This window comes from Streptomyces sp. GL_140, from assembly GCF_057834465.1.
Genome location: NZ_CM174404.1, coordinates 3228296 through 3248299 on the forward strand (window position 1 = coordinate 3228296; position 20004 = coordinate 3248299).

The 20004-nt window shown below is 72.5% G+C and carries 10 protein-coding genes; 7 read left to right on the top strand and 3 right to left on the bottom strand.

Annotation, left to right across the window (positions count from 1 at the left end; genetic code table 11):
* Positions 1 to 216 precede the first annotated feature (216 nt).
* Positions 217 to 2055: a serine/threonine-protein kinase gene (locus AC3IYJ_RS15080; protein ID WP_489401801.1), complete on the bottom strand. Its 1839-nt coding sequence runs from the start codon at positions 2053 to 2055 to the stop codon at positions 217 to 219.
* A gap of 477 nt (positions 2056 to 2532) precedes the next feature.
* Here AC3IYJ_RS15080 and AC3IYJ_RS15085 point away from each other — a divergent pair, with 477 nt between their 5' ends.
* The 5 genes from AC3IYJ_RS15085 to AC3IYJ_RS15105 all read left to right on the top strand — a co-directional run bounded on the left by AC3IYJ_RS15085 (position 2533) and on the right by AC3IYJ_RS15105 (position 11913).
* Complete coding sequence (locus tag AC3IYJ_RS15085; RefSeq protein ID WP_489401802.1) at positions 2533 to 5748, top strand: FHA domain-containing protein; 3216 nt, start codon at positions 2533 to 2535, stop codon at positions 5746 to 5748.
* A gap of 128 nt (positions 5749 to 5876) precedes the next feature.
* Complete coding sequence (locus AC3IYJ_RS15090) at positions 5877 to 7292, top strand: ABC transporter substrate-binding protein (RefSeq protein WP_489401803.1); 1416 nt, start codon at positions 5877 to 5879, stop codon at positions 7290 to 7292.
* A gap of 4 nt (positions 7293 to 7296) precedes the next feature.
* Positions 7297 to 8619 (top strand): carbohydrate ABC transporter permease, encoded by a 1323-nt coding sequence (locus AC3IYJ_RS15095; protein WP_489401804.1) that lies wholly within the window; start codon positions 7297 to 7299, stop codon positions 8617 to 8619.
* A complete protein-coding gene (locus AC3IYJ_RS15100; RefSeq protein WP_489401805.1) occupies positions 8616 to 9527 on the top strand; it encodes a carbohydrate ABC transporter permease in 912 nt (303 codons plus the stop codon). The genes AC3IYJ_RS15095 and AC3IYJ_RS15100 overlap by 4 nt, the downstream gene beginning before the upstream one ends.
* Positions 9528 to 9663: 136 nt before the next feature.
* Positions 9664 to 11913 (top strand): bifunctional glycosyltransferase/CDP-glycerol:glycerophosphate glycerophosphotransferase, encoded by a 2250-nt coding sequence (locus tag AC3IYJ_RS15105; RefSeq protein ID WP_489401806.1) that lies wholly within the window; start codon positions 9664 to 9666, stop codon positions 11911 to 11913.
* A 149-nt stretch (positions 11914 to 12062) separates the two neighbouring features.
* Here AC3IYJ_RS15105 and AC3IYJ_RS15110 read toward each other — a convergent pair whose 3' ends face one another.
* Positions 12063 to 12683, bottom strand: a complete 621-nt coding sequence (locus tag AC3IYJ_RS15110; RefSeq protein ID WP_489401807.1) for a TetR/AcrR family transcriptional regulator — start codon at positions 12681 to 12683, stop codon at positions 12063 to 12065.
* A 146-nt stretch (positions 12684 to 12829) separates the two neighbouring features.
* On the opposite strand from AC3IYJ_RS15110, the gene AC3IYJ_RS15115 reads away from it, so the two are divergent.
* A complete protein-coding gene (locus AC3IYJ_RS15115; protein ID WP_489402821.1) occupies positions 12830 to 13759 on the top strand; it encodes an ABC transporter permease in 930 nt (309 codons plus the stop codon).
* Between the two features lie 13 nt (positions 13760 to 13772).
* The gene (locus AC3IYJ_RS15120) at positions 13773 to 14573 is read left to right on the top strand and encodes an ABC transporter ATP-binding protein (RefSeq protein ID WP_489402822.1); all 801 of its coding nucleotides are present in this window, start codon (positions 13773 to 13775) and stop codon (positions 14571 to 14573) included.
* Between the two features lie 164 nt (positions 14574 to 14737).
* Here the strand turns inward: AC3IYJ_RS15120 and AC3IYJ_RS15125 are convergent, their stop codons facing one another.
* Positions 14738 to 19714 (bottom strand): NAD-glutamate dehydrogenase, encoded by a 4977-nt coding sequence (locus AC3IYJ_RS15125; protein ID WP_489401808.1) that lies wholly within the window; start codon positions 19712 to 19714, stop codon positions 14738 to 14740.
* Positions 19715 to 20004 lie beyond the last annotated feature (290 nt).

A 20004-nucleotide genomic window follows, 5' to 3' on the forward strand; every position in this document is an offset into this window, starting at 1 on the left:
AAGCTACGCGGCCGGGTGGGGGTTGGAGTCCACGGATCGCGGCGACCTTCACTTCTGCGGGCGAAATCACGTCCCAGAAGTCGACAAATCCATGAAGTCGGCACTATGGGGCCGGATTCAGGAGCCATTTCGCGCCAACATCGGGCCGGTTCTGGTTCCGGTTTCGGCTCCGGTTCCGGCTTCCGGGCCGAAACCGGAAGCCCCTTCGACTCCGGATCAGGGGGCCGAGCCGCCTCCCGTGGCGTCGCCGATCGTGCTGACCCAGTCCACTGCGTCCGAGCCCCAGGTCCACACCTGGTCCCACCAGCCCTTGCCGGTGCCGACCCACTCCTGGAGCGGGGTCAGCTCCCAGACCAGCCAGCCCGCGACGAAGAAGACCAGGATGAGCACCAGGCAGCCCTTCAGGCAGCCCAGACCGGGGATCTTCACCGGGTTCGCACTGCGGCGGCGCGGCTCTGCAGGTTCCCGCTCGGGCGGGCGCTGCCGCTGCGGCGGGCCCTGCGGGGGCTGCTGCTGGGGCTGACGGTACTGGGGCTGCCCCTGCGGCTGCTGGTACTGCTGGGGGTGCTGCTGCTGCGGCTGGTAGTGCTGCGGCGCATACTGCTGCGGCGGCGGGCCCTGCCGGTACGGCTGCTGCGGGGGCTGCTGCTGCGGGGGCTGCTGCTGCGGGGGCCTCTGCTGCTGCGGGTACTGCTGCTGCGGCGGGCCCTGCCGGTACGGCTGCTGCGGGGGCTGCTGCGGCTGGCGGTACTGGGGCGGCTGCTGCTGCGGCGGCGGGGGTGCCTGCCGCTGCGGCCGACGGCGCAGCGGGTCCTCGGCCGGGTCGAGGTACTGCATCTGCGTCTGCTCGTTGCGGTCGCGGGCCGCCTGCATCTGCGACTGCCACGGGTGCGGCTGGTCCGGCCGCTGCACGGGCGGCATCACCGAGGTCGGATCCGCGCCGCCCTGACCGCCCTGGCCGCCCGTGCTGGGCAGCACGGACGTGGCGTCGGCCGCGCCGACCGGCGGCAGCACGCTGGTCATGCCGTTGGGGTCGTACGCCCCCATCGGGGAGACCCCGGCGGAGGCCCCGGCGCCTCCGGGCAGCACCTGGGTCGCGTCCGCGGGGCCGTGGGCACCCGGGGTCGCGGGGACCGGCGCGGGCGAGGTGTCCGGGGCGAGCAGGGCGCCGACGCCGAGCGCGGCCTCGACCTCGGCGGCCGTGGAGTGCACGCCGATGCCGGAGGCCACGACGCGCAGGCCGCGCGCCAGGCTCTGCGCGCTGGGGCGCTCGTAGGGCTCCTTGCGCAGGCAGCGTTCGATGACCGTCCACAGCGGCTCGGGCACGTTCGCCGGGCGCTGCGGGTCCTCGCTGAGGTGGCGGTGCAGGACCTCCAGCGCGGTGCCGCCGGCGAAGGGCGGGCGGCCGGTGAGGAGCTCGTAGAGCAGGATGCCGGCGCCGTAGATGTCGACGGCGGAGGTCTGCGGGCGGCCCTCGGCGGACTCGGGGGCGACGTAGGCCGGGGTACCGACGAACTCGTGGGTGCGGGTCAGGCCCGGGGAGTCGGCCAGGCGCGCGATGCCGAAGTCGGTGAGCATCGGCTTCATCCGGCCGTCGCGCTCGTCGAGCAGGACGTTGGCGGGCTTCAGGTCGCGGTGGACCACGCCGTCGGCGTGGCTGGCGGCGAGCGCGTCCGCGATCTGGGCGGTCAGCAGGCTCGCGGCGACCGGGGTGAAGGGGCCGTTCTCGCGGAGGTACTTGTGCAGGTCGGGACCCTCGATGAGGTCCATGACGAGCGCGAGGAGATCGCCTTCGACGACGAGGTCGCGGGTGCGGACGATGTTGGGGTGGGTCAGGCGCAGCAGGACGGAGCGCTCGCGCAGGAAGCGCATGACGATGTCGGCGTCCTGGGCCAGCTCCTCTTTGAGGACCTTGATGGCCACGGTCTCGCCGGCGTGGCCGGTGACAGCCGCTTCGGCGCCGGCCGCCTCCCGCTGGCTGGCGCGCCAGACGGTGCCCGTGGCGCCGCGCCCGAGCGGCTCCACGAGGAGGTACTTGCTGCCGACAGGCCGCACGTCGCGCGCTCCTTGTTCGTCGTCGATCCCGTCGGTTCCGGCGATGGGTTCGTCGGTTCCGGCGATGGGTTTTCCGGCCCACTCTAGGGGGTGTCTCCTGGGAAGACGCCGGGTCCCGAGGGTTGGTTGCCGCACATATGCACGAAGGGTGATGTTTGCGTCGTATGCCGGGGGCGATTTTCCGCGCCCGGATGTCCATATGCGATCGGCCCGGCCGTAGGTCCGGTGTCGGTCCGCGACCGATCAAGATCACTTGTCGGTGGGTGACGGGCGTGTTGTGCACGACAGGTGCGAGGATGCACCCGTACGGAACGGCCGGGACGGGAGCCCCGCCGCTCCGGGCAGACCTGACCGGACGACGCGTCCGTGCCGGGTGGGGGCGGTCGGGCGCGCATTGGGATCCATCCCATGCCGTGTCCCGTGGATCCCTGCCGGGCGCTAACACCGCGCACCGCGCAGAAGGGACCGCTGACAGCGATGCAGATCCGGCTGACCGTCCTTGGGTCGGGGTCGCGCAGCGGCCACCACCAGGCCACGACCGCCCACACCTCCTCCTCTTCCACCGGCGGCGCCGGTCCGGCCAGCTGTGACGTGCTCGTCACCGCGCCGGTCGGCACCGCGCTGTCCGCGGTGGCCTCCGGGCTCGCCGCCACCGTCGGCGGGCCCGACACCGGGGGCACGGTCGTGCTCTACGCCGGTACGGAGCGGCTCGATCCCGCGCGCTGCGTGCTCGGCGAGCCGCCGCTCGTGGACGGGGCGGTCCTCTCCCTGCACGTGCCCGGCCCCGACGTCCTGGCCGACGCCGAGACCGGGGACGGCCCCCAGCTGCACGTGGTGGCCGGTCCCGACGCGGGCGGGGTGCACCTGCTGCACCCGGGGGCGATCCGGATCGGTCGCTCGGCCGACGCGGACGTCCCGCTCGACGATCCCGACGTCTCCCGACTGCACTGCACCGTCACCGTGCTCCCGGACGGTCGGGTGGCCGTGGCCGACCTCGGCTCGACGAACGGCACCGCGCTCGACGGGGCCGCGGTCGGGCCGGATCCGGTGGCGCTGGTGCCGGGGGCGCTGCTGCGGGTCGGCGAATCCACCCTCCGCCTGGCGACGGGCCCGGCGACGGCGCCCCTGGCCCTGGCCCCCGATCTGGAGGGGCACCTGTCCCTCGCCCTGCCGGTCGGGGACCCGCAGGGCCGGTTCCCCGACCACCACCCCGACCCCGCCGACCCCGGCCCCGCCTCTGCCACCGCCCCCGGCACGCCCGACGCGGCCCGGCCCGGATCCGGCACCCCGGGCCCGGAGCAGCACGGCGCATCCGGCTGGGAGGGCTCCGACACCTCCGGCGCGAACCGAAGCACCCCCGACCCCGGGCAGCACGGCCGGGACGGTGGCTCCGGCGCGGGATTCCCCGGCCGCACCGGTGTGGAGCAGTACGGCGAAGCCGGCTGGGGCGCCCCCTCCGGCGCGGCCCAGGGCCCGCAGGGCCACGGGCGGGACCCCGAAGCCGCCGGTGGCGACGGCCAGGGCTCCGGGACCGGTACCGGGCCGGGCGGGGCCTCCGTGCCCGCACCCCGCCGGGCCGCCCGGCGCGGGCTCGGAGCCTGGGCCCGCAAGTGGGTGCGCGGGGACGAGGTCTCCGGCGCGGCCGACGGCGAGGCGGTGGCCGAGGCCGCCGCGACCGGTTTCTCCCGCGCACGGCCCGGGGTCGACGACCCCGCCGCGCTGCTGCTCGCCGCCCTGGGTCCGGCCCCGCGGCTGTGGTCCGGGCCCGCCGGGCTCGACGTCACGCTCGGCGTCGGCAGCAAGGTCGCGCTGCTGGAGACGGGCGCGCTCGGCATCGCCGGGCCCCGGGCCCGCCTGACCGGCGTCGCGCGGTCCGTGATCGCCCAGCTCGCCGCCCTGCACGCGCCCGGCCAGCGGCTGGAGATCGTGCTGGTCTCCGCGGACCGGGCCCGGCCGCTCGCCGAACGCCGCCGCGACTGGGGCTGGCTCGGCTGGCTGCCCCACGTACGGCCCGCGCACGGGCAGGACTGCCGGCTGCTGCTCGCGTACGACCGCGACCAGGCGGCCGCCCGCACCGGCGAGCTGACCCGCCGCCTCGACGACGGCCCCCTCGGCGTCCATTGGGCCGGCGCCTCCGCGGAGGCGGTCCGCGAGGCCTCGTACGGCTACCGGGGCCCCTACACCCTCCTCGTCCTCGACGGCGATCCCGGCGCCGGCGCCCTGCGCGACATCACCGGCCGGCTCGCCTCGCACGGGCCGGCCGCCGGGATCCACGTGCTGGCGCTCGCCGAGTCCCCCGCCGCGACCCCCGCCTCCCCCGTCATCGAGACCTACGAGGCCGCCTGCGCCGTCGCCCCCGCGTTCCGGGACTGCGGCGCCGTCGCCCTGCTCAGCGGGGACGTGGCCACGGCGGTACGGACCTTCGCGGTCTCCCACGGCAAGCCGGTCCCGCCCGGCGAGACCGCCACGGCCGACGCGGTCTCGGTGGCCTGGGCGGAGCGGTTCGCCCGAGCCCTGGCCCCGCTGAAGGCCGACTCCCCCGCCACGGAGGGCTACCGGCCGACCGCCGCCACCCTCCCCCCGACCTCCCGGCTGCTCGACGAGCTGGGGCTGGCGAGGGCCACCCCGGCGTCCCTGATGGCCCGTTGGGCCGCCGCCACCGACCAGGGCCAGCGCGTCGGCGGCCTCGCCGAGATCGTGCTCGGCTCCGGCCGGCGCGGGCCCGTCGGCGTCGAGCTCGTCACCGAAGGCCCGCACGTACTGATCGAGGGGCCCGCCGGCAGCGGCCGCACCGAAGTGCTGCGTACCGTCGCCGCCTCCCTGTCGGCCGCCTCCCGGCCCGACCGGCTCGGCCTGGTGCTGCTCGACGGGGCCGGCGGCGAACGCGGCGACGGGCTGCTGCCCTGTACCGAGCTGCCGCACGTCTCGGCGCACCTCGTGGCCTCCGATCCGCTGCGGATGAGGGAATTCGCGCAGGCGCTGGGCGCCGAGCTCAAGCGGCGGGCGGAGCTCCTGGACGGGGTGCCGTTCGCCGAGTGGCACGCGCTGCGCGAGGTCTCCGACCGGATGGTCTCGCCCCGCCAGCCCACCGCGGGCGAACTGCGCGGCGATCTGGAACCCCAGCGCTCCGGCACCCTGCGGCTGCGCTCCTCCGCCACCCGCACCGACCCGGCCGCGGGGCCGAGCCCGCTGCCGCGCCTGGTCGTGCTGGTGGACGACTTCGACGCGCTGGTCGCACCGGGCCTGGGCAGTACGGGCCGGCCCGCCGCCGGTTCGGTGGTCCGCGCGCTGGAGGCGGTGGCCCGCGAGGGTGCCCGGCTCGGGGTGCACCTGGTGGCCACCAGCGCCCGCCCGGACCGGACCTCCGACACCGAGCTGGCCCGGCTGGCCACCCTGCGGGTCGAACTCGACGCCCCCGACCAGCCGGGGCCCGGCCGCGGTCTGCTCCGGTACGCCGACGGCCGCGCCGTCCCCTTCCAGGGCGGCCGGGTCACCGGCCGGATCCCCCGGACGGCGACGCAGCGGCCGACCGTGGTGCCCGTGGAGTGGGAGCGGATGGGTGATCCGCCGACCCGCCGTCCGGTCCGCGAACTGGGCAACGGCCCGACCGATCTCGCGCTGCTGGCCAGTGCCCTGGACCGGGCCTCGCACCTGGTCTCGGCGATACCGGTGCTGTTCCCTCCCGCCCCCTGACCGCCCCTCACGGGTCGCGCTCCACCGAGGGCCTGTCGGCCCAAGGCGGTATTGCGGGGGTGCGCGGGGCGGCGTAGACCTTGTGGCACGGGACACACCACGGCCACACAGGCATCGGGGGCAGAGCCATGCGCACACCGCACGGAGCGAACCGCACGAAGACCGGGACCGGCGCGAGGATCCGTAGGAGGACCCGTACGAGAGCCCGCGCCTGGGCCGCGCTGATCGCGACGGGCGCCCTCGCGCTCACCGCGTGCGGCAGTGACGGCGACGGCAAGGAGACCGGGCCCCAGGGCGCCAGTGCGACGCCCGCCGGGCCCGCCGTCGCCTTACCCCGGCTGGACGGCGAGAAGCTGGAGGTCGCGGCGGTCTGGACGGGCCCCGAACAAGCCAACTTCACCAAGGTGCTCAAGGAGTTCGAGAACCGCACCGGCGCCACCGTCACCTTCGTGCCCGCGCAGGACCCGATCGTCACCTTCCTCGGTACGAAGATCGCGGGCGGCTCCCCGCCGGACGTGGCGCTGCTCCCCCAGGTCGGGGCGCTGGTCTCGGCGGTCAGGAACAAGTGGGTCCAGCCGGTCGGCGCCGAGGCCCAGGCCCAGCTGGACAAGAACTACTCGAACGGCTGGAAGACGCTGGGAGCGGTGGACGGAACCCAGTACGGCGTGTACTACAAGGCCGCCAACAAGTCCCTGATCTGGTACAACGCGAAGGCCTTCGAGGCGGCGGGCGTCCAGCCCCCGAAGACCTGGAAGGAACTCCTGACGGCGGCCGACACCCTGTCCGCGTCCGGTACCCCGGCGGTCTCGGTGGCCGGCGCCGACGGCTGGACCCTGACCGACTGGTTCGAGAACGTGTACCTCTCCCAGGCTGGCCCGGAGAAGTACGACCAGCTCGCCAAGCACCGGATCAAGTGGACGGACGACAGCGTCAAGCAGGCGCTTTCCGCGCTCGGCGAGCTGTTCGGCCGCAAGGACTTCCTGGCGGGCGGCCAGAGCGGGGCGCTCGCGACGGAGTTCCCGAAGTCGGTGACGCAGACCTTCACCGGCGGCGACCGGCCGGCGGCCGCGATGGTCTACGAGGGCGACTTCGTGGCGGTGAACATTGCCCAGACGGACGCGAAGGTGGGCAAGGACGCCCTGGTCTTCCCCTTCCCCAGCGTCGGCGCCAAGGCCCCGGTGGTCTCCGGCGGCGACGTGGCGGTCGCACTGAAGCCCTCGAAGGGCGCGCAGGCACTGCTGACCTTCCTGGCCTCGGCGGATTCGGCGCGGATCCAGGCGGGCGAGGGCGGATTCCTGTCCCCGAACAAGTCGGTGGAGCCGAGCGCCTACCCGAACGACATCCAGCGCGGCATCGCCAAGGCCCTGATCGCGGCGGGCGACGACTTCCGCTTCGACATGTCGGACCAGGCTCCGGCGGCCTTCGGCGGGACCCCGGGCGCGGGCGAGTGGAAGGCGCTCCAGGACTTCCTGGCGAACCCGTCGGACGTGGCGGGAACCCAGGCGAGGCTGGAGGCGGACGCGGCCAAGGCCTACGGGAACTGAGCCCGTGACCCCGGCCCCCGCCTCCGCCCCCACCAGGTCGGGGGAGGCCCGGCGCCGCCGCCTGACGGCGGTGGCGTTCCTCCTGCCCGCCCTGGTCCTGCTCGGCGCGCTCGTCGTGCACCCCATCGGCTACTCGCTCTACCGCAGCTTCTTCGACCGCTCCGGGGACACCTTCGTGGGCGGCGGCAACTACCGGGAGATCCTCCACGACTCCACCATCCGCACCGCCCTGAAGAACACGGCGGTGTGGGTGGTGCTGGCCCCGGTCACCGCCACCGCGCTCGGCCTGGTCTTCGCGGTGCTGACCGAACGGGTGCGCTGGGGAACGGCGTTCAAGCTGATCGTCTTCATGCCGATGGCCATCTCCATGCTCGCGGCGGGCATCATCTTCCGGCTCGTCTACGACCACGATCCCGACCGGGGCGTCGCCAACGCCGTCTGGGTCGGCGTCCACGACACCTTCGCCGAGTCCTCCGCCTTCCCCAAGGCCCGCCCCGGCCGGGACTCCCCGCTGCTCCCGGCGGACGGGGGCGCGTACGTGACCCGCGATCCGGTACGGGCGGGCGTGCCCGTGCTGCTCCCGCTGGTCGGGATCGCCCCGGAGGCCCTGCCCAAGGGCACGGGCCCGGCGAAGGCACCCGCGGCCGAGCCCGGAAAGGTCACCGGTACCGCCTGGCAGGACTTCACCCGGGGCGGCGGCGGGACGACGAACACCGTCGATCCCACCGAGTCCGCGCTCGCCGGGCTGCGGATCGAGGCGGTCAAGGACGGCCGGGTGGTCGACACGGCGACGGCCCGGACCGACGGCACCTTCACCCTGTCCGCGCGGGCCGACGGGGCGCTTCTGCGGCTGCCCGCCTCGAACTTCCGGGAGGCGTACGGGGGCGTGGAGTGGCTCGGCCCGACGCTGGTGACCCCGGCGGTCATCGGGGCCTACGTGTGGATGTGGGCCGGGTTCGCGATGGTGCTCATCGGGGCGGGGCTGGCCGCCCTGCCGCGCGAGCTGCTGGAGGCGGCGCGGGTGGACGGGGCGAGCGAGTGGCAGGTGTTCCGGCGGATCACCGTGCCGCTGCTGGGGCCCGTCCTGGCGGTGGTACTCGTCACGCTGGTCATCAACGTCATGAAGGTCTTCGACCTGGTGTTCGTGATCGCGCCGGGCGCGGTGCAGGACGACGCCGACGTCCTCGCGCTCCAGCTGTACCGGACCTCCTTCGGCACCGACGCGGATCCGGGACTCGGTTCCGCGATCGCGGTCCTGCTGCTGGTGCTGGTGCTTCCCGTCATGGCCTACAACATCCGCAGGATCCGCCGGGAGGCCCGCCGATGAGCACTCTCCGAAGCCGAAGCCGTCCCAGCACCACGTCCCGCGCCAGGTCCCGCACCACGCCCAGTACCACGTCCCGCATCGCGGCCCGCGCGGCCGGCGGCGCGCTGCGCGTCTTCCTCGTCCTGACGGCCCTGTTCTGGCTACTGCCCACACTCGGCCTGCTGATCTCCTCCTTCCTCTCCCCCGCCGAACTGAACCGCGGCGGCTGGTGGCAGGCGCTGACCGCGCCTTCCCGGCTGACGGCCGGGAACTACGAGCGGCTGCTGGCCAACGAGACCATCACCGGCTCCCTGCTCAGCACCGCGTCCATCGCCGTCCCGGCGACCTTGCTGGTCCTGACGCTGGGGGCGCTCGCCGGATACGCCTTCGCCTGGCTGGAGTTCCCCGGCCGGGACTGGCTGTTCCTGATCGTGGTCGGGCTGCTCGTCGTACCCGTCCAGGTGGCGCTGATCCCGGTCTCCGAACTCTTCGGCTCCATCGGGCTGTTCGAGACCACCGCCGGGGTGGTGCTCTTCCACACCGCCTTCGGGCTGCCGTTCGCGGTGTTCCTTCTGCGCAACTTCTTCGCGGAGATCCCGCGCGAGCTGCTGGAGGCGGCCCGGCTCGACGGGGCGGGCGAACTGCGGCTGTTCGCACGGGTGGTGCTGCCGCTGGGCGGTCCGGCGATCGCCTCGCTGGGCATCTTCCAGTTCCTGTGGGTGTGGAACGACATGCTGGTCGCGCTGGTCTTCGCCGACTCCGAGCACCCGCCGGTCACGGTCGCCCTCCAGCAACAGGTCCGGCAGTTCGGCAACAACATCGACGTGCTCGCGCCCGGCGCGTTCCTGTCGATGGTGGTGCCGCTCCTCGTCTTCTTCGCCTTCCAGCGGCAGTTCACCTCGGGGGTGATGGCCGGAGCGGTCAAATAGCCCCGCACTCCCCCCTGGATCATGATGCTGACGTGCCCGGTTGACGCTGCGTAACCCGAATGCCACACCCCGCGTAACCCGATCGCCACGCCAGGGGTTCCTGGGCAATATGCCCGCGCCGACCCCTGGATGTGCCGTGCCCCGGTTCAGCGTCATCGTGCCCGCGTACAAGGTCCAGGCGTACCTCCAGGAGAGTCTGGACTCGGTCCTGACCCAGTCGTACCCGGATCTCGAACTGATCGCGGTCGACGACGCCTCCCCGGACGCCTGCGGTTCGATCATCGACGACTACGCGGCCCGGGACCCCCGGGTCACCGCCGTGCACCTGGCGCACAACCTCGGCCTCGGGCCGGCCCGCAACGCGGGCCTGGCCCGGGCCACCGGCGACTACCTGGTCTTCCTCGACGGCGACGACACCCTCGCCCCCGGCGCCCTGCAGGCCATCACCGACCGGCTCAAGGCCACCGGCTCCCCGGACGTCCTGGTCTACGACTACGCGCGCACCTTCTGGACGGGCGAGCTGGTCCGCAACAGCCTCTCCCACCGCCTCTCCGAGGAGGGCCCGGCCAGCTTCCGCCTCGCCGACCGCCCGGCGCTGCTCGGCATGCTGATGGTGGTCTGGAACAAGACCTACCGCCGCGAGTACGCGGAGCGCGAGGGCCTCGCCTTCCCGCCCGGCTTCTACGAGGACACCCCCTGGACCTACCCCGCGCTCCTCGCGGCGGAGTCCGTCGCCGTCCTGGACCGGGTCTGCGTGCACTACCGCCAGCGCCGCACGGGCTCGATCCTGACCACGTCCACCCGCCGCCACCTCGACATCTTCGACCAGTACGACCGCGTCTTCGGCTATCTCGCCACCCGCCCCGAACTGGAGCGCTGGCGGCCCGCCGTGCACCGGCGGATGGCCGAGCACTTCTGCACCCTGTACGCGGACCCGCGCCGGCTCCCGCGCGCCGCCCGCGCCGAGTTCTTCACCAGGGCGAGCGCCCTGCTGCGCCGCTACCGGGTCCCCGGGCCGCGCCCGCTGTCCCTGAGCCGCACCGACCGGGTCCGCCACCTCCTGATGCGGGCGGGCGCGCGGCGCACGTACCGCCTGCTGTCCTCGCTGCGCGCCGCCTCGCTCGCGGCGGCCGGCGCGGGCGTCACGCTGGGCCGGGGCCTGCGCGAATCCGCGCTGCGCCTCCACTACAGGGCCCAGCGCCTGCTGCCGCTGCGCCCGGAGCTGGCGGTCTTCTCCGCGTACTGGCACGGCGGTTACGCCTGCAACCCGGCGGCCATCGAGGCCAAGCTGCGCGAACTCGCCCCGCGCATGCGGACGGCCTGGATCTGCGATCCGGCGCACGCCTCGACCCTGCCCCGCGAAACCGTCCCCCTGCGTCCGGGTTCGAGGGCGTACTGGACGGCGCTGGCCCGCGCCACGTACCTGGTCACGAACGTCAACTTCGAGCGCACGCTGGTCAAGCGCCCCGGCCAGATCCTCCTCCAGACGCAGCACGGCACCCCGCTCAAGCGGGTCGGCCTCGACCTCCAGGACCGCCCGGCCGCCACCCCGACCACGGACTTCGCGGGCCTCCTCCGGGGCGCGGACCAGTGGGACTACCTGCTCTCCGCGAACCGCCACTCCACCCTCGTCTGGGAGAAGGCGGTCCCGTCCTCGTACACCACGCTCGAATACGGCTACCCGCGCAACGACGTCTTCCAGCGGGCCACCCAGGCGGACGTCCTCGAACTGCGCGAACGCCTCGGCATCCCGCCGGGCTCGACGGCCATCCTGTACGCGCCCACGCACCGCGACTACCGCCGCAGCCGCCCCGACCACCTGGACTTCGAGCGGATCCTGCGCGACCTGGGCCCGCGCTACACGATCCTGACCCGCACCCACCTGACGTACGCGGGCGCGCCTTCCCCCGAGCCCCACCCCCGCCTGCTGGACGTCTCCTCCCACCCTTCGGTGGAGGAACTCTGCCTGGCCTCGGACGCGTTGGTGACGGACTACTCGTCGCTGATGTTCGACTACGCCTCGCTGGACCGCCCGATCGTGATCCACGCGGACGACTGGGAGGCGTACGAGGCCTCGCGCGGCACGTACTTCGACCTCCGGGCCTTCCCGCCGGGCGCGATCGCCCGCACCGAGGACGAGCTGGTGGACATCTTCGCGACGGGCCACTGGCAGGGCTCGCGCTCCGCGCAGCTGCGCGCGTCGTTCCGGACCAGGTTCTGCACGCACGACGACGGCCACGCGGCGGAACGCGTGGTGCGGCGCGTCTTCCTGAGCCAGCCCGCGTCCCCCATCGTCCCCCTGGAAGACCGCCGCCCGACCCCCGCAGCTCCCTCCCCCGCCCCGGAACCCACCCTGGCCCACCTGACCTCGGGCCGCTGGCCGTAACCCCTGCCCTGCGGGGCTTGTCCCCGCCCCGCCCTTCCACCGTTCCCTGGGCTCTGCCCAGACCCTCAAACGCCGACCAAATCCAGCCCCTCCGGCGTTTGAGGAGCGGGGGTCCGGGGGCTGGCCCCCGGCAACGGCGCCGCAGGCGATCAGGCGGGCCCCGCCGTCAGGCCCGCGACCACCGACCTGGCCAGGTCGTCGAGATACCCCCCCGGGACCCCGTCCCGCACAACCACCAGCCGCCAGTACAGCGGCCCGATCGCCAGATCCAGCGCCCTCCCCGAATCCACCCCCACCGGCAGCTCGCCCCGCGAGACCGCCTCCGAGATGATCCCCTCGGCCATCCGCCGCTGCCCCTCCAGCAGCGCCCCCCGTACCGCGTCGGCGATCTCGGGGTTGCGCGCCGCCTCCACCAGCAGGTCGGGGATGACCGCCGAGGCCACCGGGTGCCGCAGCACGTGGGACATCACTTCCAGCAGCGCCCGTACGTCCCCGTAGAGCGTTCCCGTCGACGGCACCGGAAGTCCGTCCACCGCGAACGCCCCCACCAGGTCCAGGACCAGGTGCAGCTTGGACTTCCAGCGGCGGTAGACGGCCGTCTTCCCCACGCCCGCCCGCCGCGCGATGCCCTCGATCGACATCCGGGCGAAGCCGACCGTCGCCAGTTCCTCGACCACGGCCGCCCGGATCGCCTCCGTCACGTCCTCGCGCAGAACGGCGGCCCCGGCGGGGGCTCTGCGGGGGGCGGGGGCAGCAGGCTCATTGGTCATGTGCAGAGCATAACCCTCGACGACGATACGGTTGCGTTTCGACGGTCCACGTCCTAACCTCGGCGTAGCGACGATACGGACCCGTCCCATCGCAACGTCCCATCGCCAGCGACGCCCCGACCCCGTCGAAAGCGACCCACGTGACTGTGACCACCGCGCCCCCGGCCCCGCCCAAGAGCAGGCAGACCAGGAACAAGGCCCAGGCCCCGGACCCGATCGCCGAACTGGCGGCGGCCCACGACCTGACCCTCAGCGGCGCCCGCCCCCCGCTCTCCTCCTACGTCGGGCAGCTCTGGGGCCGGCGCCACTTCGTGACCGCGCTCGCCACGGCCCGGATGCACGCCACGTACAGCCAGGCCAGCATGGGCCAGCTCTGGCACCTGATGACCCCGCTGCTGAACGCGGCCGTCTACTACTTCATCTTCGGCATCGTCATGCACGCCAGCCACGGCGTGCCGAACTACCTGCCGTTCCTGATCACCGGCGTCTTCGTCTGGGACTTCATCGGCAGCTGCGTCAACGCCTCCACCCGCGCCGTCCAGAGCAACCTCGGCCTGGTGCGCGCCCTGCACTTCCCGCGCGCCTCCCTGCCCCTGTCCACCGTCGTGCAGCTCTTCCAACAGCTGCTCGTGACGATGGGCGCACTGGTCATCCTGCTGATGATCTTCGGCCAGACCCCCTCCCCGCACTGGCTGCTGGCCCTCCCGGCCCTCTTCCTCATGGCCTGCTTCTGCGCGGGCTGCGCCATGATCATGGCGAGGATCGGCGCGAAGAGCCCCGACGTCAGCCAGCTGATGCCGTTCATCCTTCGGACCTGGATGTACGCCTCGGGCGTCATGTGGTCCATCGACGCGATGCTCCGCACCGACCACCTGCCGCACTGGGTCTCCACGGCCCTGAAGACCAACCCCGCGGCCGTCTACATCGACCTGATGCGCTTCGCGTTCATCGACACCTACAAGTCGAACCAGCTCCCGCACCACGTGTGGCTGATCGCGCTCGGCTGGGCCCTGGTCGTCGGCGTCGGCGGGTTCATTTTCTTCTGGAAGGCTGAGGAGGAGTACGGCCGTGGCTGACACCGCAACCGCAATCCGCACCACCCCGACCCGCACCCCGCGGACCCCCGGCCCACGCATCCCGACCGTCATCGCCGACGAGGTCCACGTGATCTACAAGGTGCAGGGCTCGGGCGGCCGCAAGGGCGGGGCCACCGCGGCCCTGAGCCGGATCTTCTCCCGCAAGTCCGCCCCGGGCATCAAGGAGGTCCACGCCGTCAAGGGCGTCAGCTTCACCGCGTACAAGGGCGAGGCCATCGGCCTGATCGGCACCAACGGCTCCGGCAAGTCCACCCTGCTGTCCGCCATCGCCGGCCTCCAGCCGGTGGCCTCCGGCCGGATCTTCTCGCACGGCCAGCCGTCGCTGCTCGGCGTGAACGCCGCCCTGATGAACGACCTGACCGGCGAGCGCAACGTGGTCCTCGGCGGACTCGCGATGGGCATGTCCAAGCAACAGATCCGCGAGCGCTACCAGGACATCGTCGACTTCTCCGGGATCAACGAGAAGGGCGAGTTCATCTCGCTGCCCATGCGCACGTACTCCTCGGGCATGGGCGCCCGGCTGCGGTTCTCCATCGCCGCCGCCAAGGACCACGACGTCCTGATGATCGACGAGGCCCTGGCCACCGGCGACGCCGCCTTCCAGCGGCGCAGCAAGGCCCGCATCGAGGAGCTGCGCGAACACGCCGGCACGGTCTTCCTCGTCTCCCACGGCATCGGCACGGTCCGCGAGACCTGCGACCGGGCCATCTGGCTGGAGTCCGGCGTCCTGCGCATGGACGGCCCCTCGGAAGAGGTCTGCGACGCGTACGAGGAATTCACCAACAAGCGCTGACAAGATCCAGCCCCGCCCGGGGGCCCCTCCCAGCGGTAGCTGGGGGAGTTTGAGGCGCAGGGGTCCGGGGGCAGAGCCCCGGCAACGGCGCCGCGCCACAACACGAACGGGCCGGGCCCGGGACCACGAAGGTCCCGGGCCCGGCCCGTTCAGCAGAACCAGGGCTACGTGTGCGCCCGCAGCAGCGACCGCATCGTCCGCATCGCCACCGACAGGTTCGCCAGGTCGAAGTCGTCCGAGCCCTGGATCTCGTCCAGGGTCGTCCGGGCCCGCCCGATGATCGCCGCGTTCTTCTCCTCCCACGCCTTGAAGCGCTCCTCGGGAGTCGAAGTGCCGTTGCCCACCGACAGCACGTCGGCGGTCAGCGACGCGTGCGCCGAGAACAGGTCCTCGCGGATGGAGGCGCGGGCCATGGACTGCCAGCGGTCGGCCCGCGGCAGGTCGATGATCCGGTCCATCAGTTGGGTGATGTCCAGGCGGTCGGCGAGGTCGTAGTACACCTCGGCCACGGCCAGCGGCTCCACGCCCGTACGGTCCGAGATCGCGACGATGTCCAGCGTCGGGAAGGCGGACGAGAAGCCGGCCACCTTGGCCGCCAGCTCCTCCGGCACGCCCTCGCCGATCAGCTCGGCCCGGACCGCCTCGTACCACTCCAGGTCCGCGCCGCGCACCAGCTTCGGCAGCTCCGACCAGACCTTCTCCACCCGCTCGGCGAAGAACTCGATGGTCTCGGTGATCTGGAGCGGCTGCGGCCGGTTGTTCAGCAGCCAGCGGGTACCGCGCTCGACCAGGCGCCGCGAGTGCAGTCGCACCCGGGTCTGGACATCGGCGGCGACCTCGTTGTCGAGGGCCTCGACCGCGTCCCACACCCCGGCCAGGCCGAAGATCTCGCGGGCCGCGAGCTGCGCCCGGACGATCTCCTCCAGGGAGGCTCCGGTCTCCTCGCGCAGGCGGTGCAGGAAGGTCGAGCCACCGCTGTTGACGGTGTCGTTGACCAGCACGGTGGTGATGATCTCGCGGCGCAGCGCGTGCCCGTCGACCTGGTCCGGGAATTTCCCGAGCAGTGCGGCGGGGAAGTAGGCGTGCAGCAGGCGGGCGAGGTACGGGTCGTCCGGCAGCTCGGTGTGGATGAGCTCGTCCGCCACCGTGATCTTGGTGTAGGCGAACAGGACGGCGAGCTCGGGCTGGGTCAGGCCCCGGCCGTTGTTGAGCAGCTCGCGGATCTGCCGGTCGTTGGGCAGGAACTCCAGCGCCCGGTCGAGCAGTCCGTCCTTGCCCAGGCGGCGCATGAAGCGCTGCTGGGCGTGGAGCAGGCTGGGCGCCTGGGCCGCGCCGTTGGCCAGGGCCACGTTCTGCGCGTAGTTGTTGCGCAGGACCAGCCGGCCGACCTCGTCGGTCATCTCGGCGAGGAACTTGTTGCGCTGCTTGACGGTCAGGTCCCCGTCGGCGACGACCGAGTTCAGCAGGATCTTGATGTTCACCTCGTGGTCGGAGGTGTCCACGCCCGCACTGTTGTCGATGGCGTCGGTGTTGATCTTGCCGCCCTCGCCGCCGGCGCCGCTGCGGGCGAACTCGATGCGGCCGAGCTGGGTCAGACCCAGGTTGCCGCCCTCGCCGATGACCTTGGCCCACACGTCGGAGCCGTTGACGCGGATGGCGTCGTTGGCCTTGTCGCCGACGTCCGCGTGCGTCTCGGCCGTCGCCTTGACGTACGTACCGATGCCGCCGTTCCACAGCAGGTCCACGGGGGCCTTGAGGATGGCCTGCATCAGATCGGCCGGGGTCATCTTGTTGATGCCCGACTCGATGCCGAGGGCCGCGCGGATCTGCGCGTTGATCGGGATGGCCTTCGCGCTGCGCGGGTGGATCCCGCCGCCCTGCGAGAGCAGCGCGGTGTCGTAGTCCGCCCACGAGGAGCGCGGCAGCTCGAACAGGCGCCGGCGCTCGGCGTACGAGGTCGCCGCGTCCGGGTTCGGGTCGATGAAGATGTGCCGGTGGTCGAAGGCGGCGACCAGGCGGATGTGCTCGGAGAGCAGCATGCCGTTGCCGAAGACGTCACCGGACATGTCGCCGACGCCGACGACCGTGAAGTCCTGCGTCTGGGTGTCGTGCCCGAGCTCGCGGAAGTGCCGCTTGACGGACTCCCAGGCGCCGCGGGCGGTGATGCCCATGCCCTTGTGGTCGTAGCCGGCGCTGCCGCCGGAGGCGAAGGCGTCGCCCAGCCAGAACCCGTAGTCCTCCGCGACACCGTTGGCGATGTCGGAGAAGGTGGCGGTGCCCTTGTCCGCGGCGACGACGAGGTAGGTGTCGTCCTCGTCGTGGCGGACCACGCCCTTGGGCGGCACGACCTCGCCGCCGACCATGTTGTCGGTGATGTCCAGCAGCGCCGAGATGAAGATCTTGTACGAGGCGATGCCCTCGGCCAGCCACGCGTCGCGGTCCACCGAGGGGTCCGGCAGGTTCTTGGCGACGAAGCCGCCCTTGGCGCCGACCGGCACGATCACGGTGTTCTTGACCATCTGCGCCTTGACCAGGCCGAGGATCTCCGTACGGAAGTCCTCGCGCCGGTCGGACCAGCGCAGGCCGCCTCGGGCGACCTTGCCGAAGCGCAGGTGGACGCCCTCGACGCGCGGGGAGTACACCCAGATCTCGAAGGCCGGGCGCGGCGCCGGCAGGTCCGGGATGGCCTGCGGGTCGAACTTCATCGACACGTAGCTGTGCTGCTCGCCCGCGTCGTTCAACTGGAAGAAGTTGGTGCGCAGCGTCGCCTTGATGAGGGTGAGGAAGGACCGCAGGATCCGGTCCTCGTCCAGCGAGGCGACCTGGTCCAGGGCCCCGTCCAGCTCCTCCAGCATCGCGTCCACGAGCTCGCTGCCCGCCGACTGGCGGCCGGGCGACATCCGCGCCTCGAAGAGCGAGACCAGCAGCCGGGTGGTGTGGACGTTGTTGCGGAGGGTGTCCTCCATGTAGTCCTGGCTGAAGGTGGCACCGGCCTGGCGCAGGTACTTGGCGTACGCGCGCAGCACGACGGCCTGGCGCCAGGTGAGTCCGGCGCCCAGCACCAGGGTGTTGAAGTTGTCGTTCTCGGCGTCGCCCTGCCAGACCGCCGCGAAGGCGTCCTGGAACCGCTCGCGGGCGTCGTCGCCGAGGTAGGAGTCCCCGTTGCCGTTCGAGAGCGGCATCCGCAGGCCGAAGTCGTAGATCCACGCGTTCGTACGGTCGGTGCAGCGCAGCTCGTACGGCCGCTCGTCGGTGACCTCGACGCCCAGGCGCTGCAGGACCGGCAGGACCGCGGACAGGGAGACCTGCTCACCCGTGCGGTAGATCTTGAAACGGCGCTCGCCGGGGCCCGCGCCGACCGGCTCGTACAGCGACAGCGCGAACTCGCGGTCGCTCGCGGACAGCCGCTCCAGGTGGCACAGGTCGGCCACGGCCGCGCGCGGCGAGTGGTCGGCCTTGTAGCCCTCGGGGAAGGAGGTGCCGTACTTGCGCAGCAGCTCGGCGGCGCGCTCCTCGCCCAGCTCGGCCACCAGGGCCTCGCCGAACCCGTCCGCCCAGGAGCGGGCGGCCTCGACCAGACGGCCCTCGATGCGGTCGACGTCGGCGTCGGTGAGCACCGGCAGTTCCGTGCCCTGCGGGACGCGGACGACGAAGTGGATGCGGGAGAGGATCGACTCGGTGTTCCAGGCGGTGAAGTCGACGCTGATGCCGTCGAGCTCCTCCTGCAGGATCGCGATCAGGCGCAGCCGCACACCGGTGGTGTAGCGGTCGCGGGGCAGGTAGACGAGCGCGGAGTAGTAGCGCCCGTACTCGTCCTGGCGCAGGTACAGCCGCAGCCGGCGACGTTCCTGGAGGTACAGGACCGAGGTGGCGATGGCCTGGAGCTGGTCGACCGGGGTCTGGAACAGCTCGTCGCGCGGGTAGGTCTCCAGGATCTGCAGCAGGTCGCGGCCGTCGTGGCTGGACGGCGCGAAGCCGGCGCCCGCGAGGACCTCGGCGACCTTGCGGCGGATGACCGGGACGCGGCGCACCGACTCGGTGTACGCGGCGGAGGAGAACAGGCCGAGGAAGCGGCGCTCGCCGACGACGTTGCCCTCGGCGTCGAACTTCTTCACGCCCACGTAGTCGAGGTACGAGGGACGGTGCACGGTGGAGCGGCTGTTGGCCTTGGTCAGCACCAGCAGGCGGTGCTCGCGGGCCTTGGCGCGGGCATCGGCCGGCAGCCGGTTGAAGGAGGGCGAGACGGGGTGGCCGTCCTCCTTGCCGCTGTGCAGCGGGTCGGAGCGCAGGATGCCGAGGCCGGTGCCGGGCACCGCGGACAGGGAGTCGCCGTCGACGAGGTTGTACTCGCGGTAGCCGAGGAAGGTGAAGTGGTCGTCGGCCAGCCAGCGCAGCAGCTCGCGGGCCTCTTCGAGCTCGTACTCGCGCAGGTCGGGCGCGGTCGGCTCGTCGGGCAGCTCCTCCGCGACGCGCAGCGCGGCGTCGCGCATCTTCTCCCAGTCCTCGACGGACTCGCGCACGTCGGACAGGACGCGCAGCAGATCGCCGGTGATCTGCTTCAGGTCCGCGCGGTCGGTCTCGCGGTCGATCTCCACGTGGATCCAGGACTCGACGAGGGAGTCGTGGGGGCGCGCGGTGCGCGGGCCGTGCGCGTCGCAGTCGGGGCCGAGGATCTCGATCAGCTTGCCGGTGACGTCGCGGCGGACGACCACCTGCGGGTGGATCACGACGTGGATGCCGCGGCCCTGGCGGGACAGCTCGTTGGTGACGCTGTCGACCAGGAACGGCATGTCGTCGGTGACCACCTCGACGACGGAGTGGCTGGAGGTCCAGCCGTTCTCCTCCACCGTGGGCGTGTGCACCCGCACGTTCGCGGTGCCCTGCGGGCGGATCTCCGCGATCCGGTAGTGCGAGAGCGCCGCCCCGAACACATCGACCGGATCCCGGTCCAGAAGGTCCTCGGGGGCGGTGTGCAGGTAGTAGCGCTGGAGGTACGCGAGCATCGTGTCCTGATCAGGACGGTCAGGACGCTCCCCTTGCTCGGACCCAGTCGGAAGTAGCCCCCCGGCCGGGCTGTTCTCAGCTACCCGGGCCGCCCGCACGAGCAGCTCGGCCTTTGCTTCGTCCAGCTTGGTCTGCATGTCCTCTGGCTCCTGTCGCGCGCCATTGCGTGACGTAGGTGAAGGAAGGAATGACATAGCGCCGCGAGGCGGGGTGTCGTGGTCCGTTCGGGATCGACGCTATGTCGTCGAGAAAACCGCCTGGGAGAGAATCGGCCATGATCGGCAGGAGGTCCCGGCAGCGGGGATCAGCGATGGCCCGGGCACGGTCGTGCGCCGGGCGCTGGCCGGAGGCTTCAGTGCCTCCGAGGACTATCGCGCTGATCACGGGTACCAGGCTATCTCGCCCCACCCCCAACTCGTCATGAGCT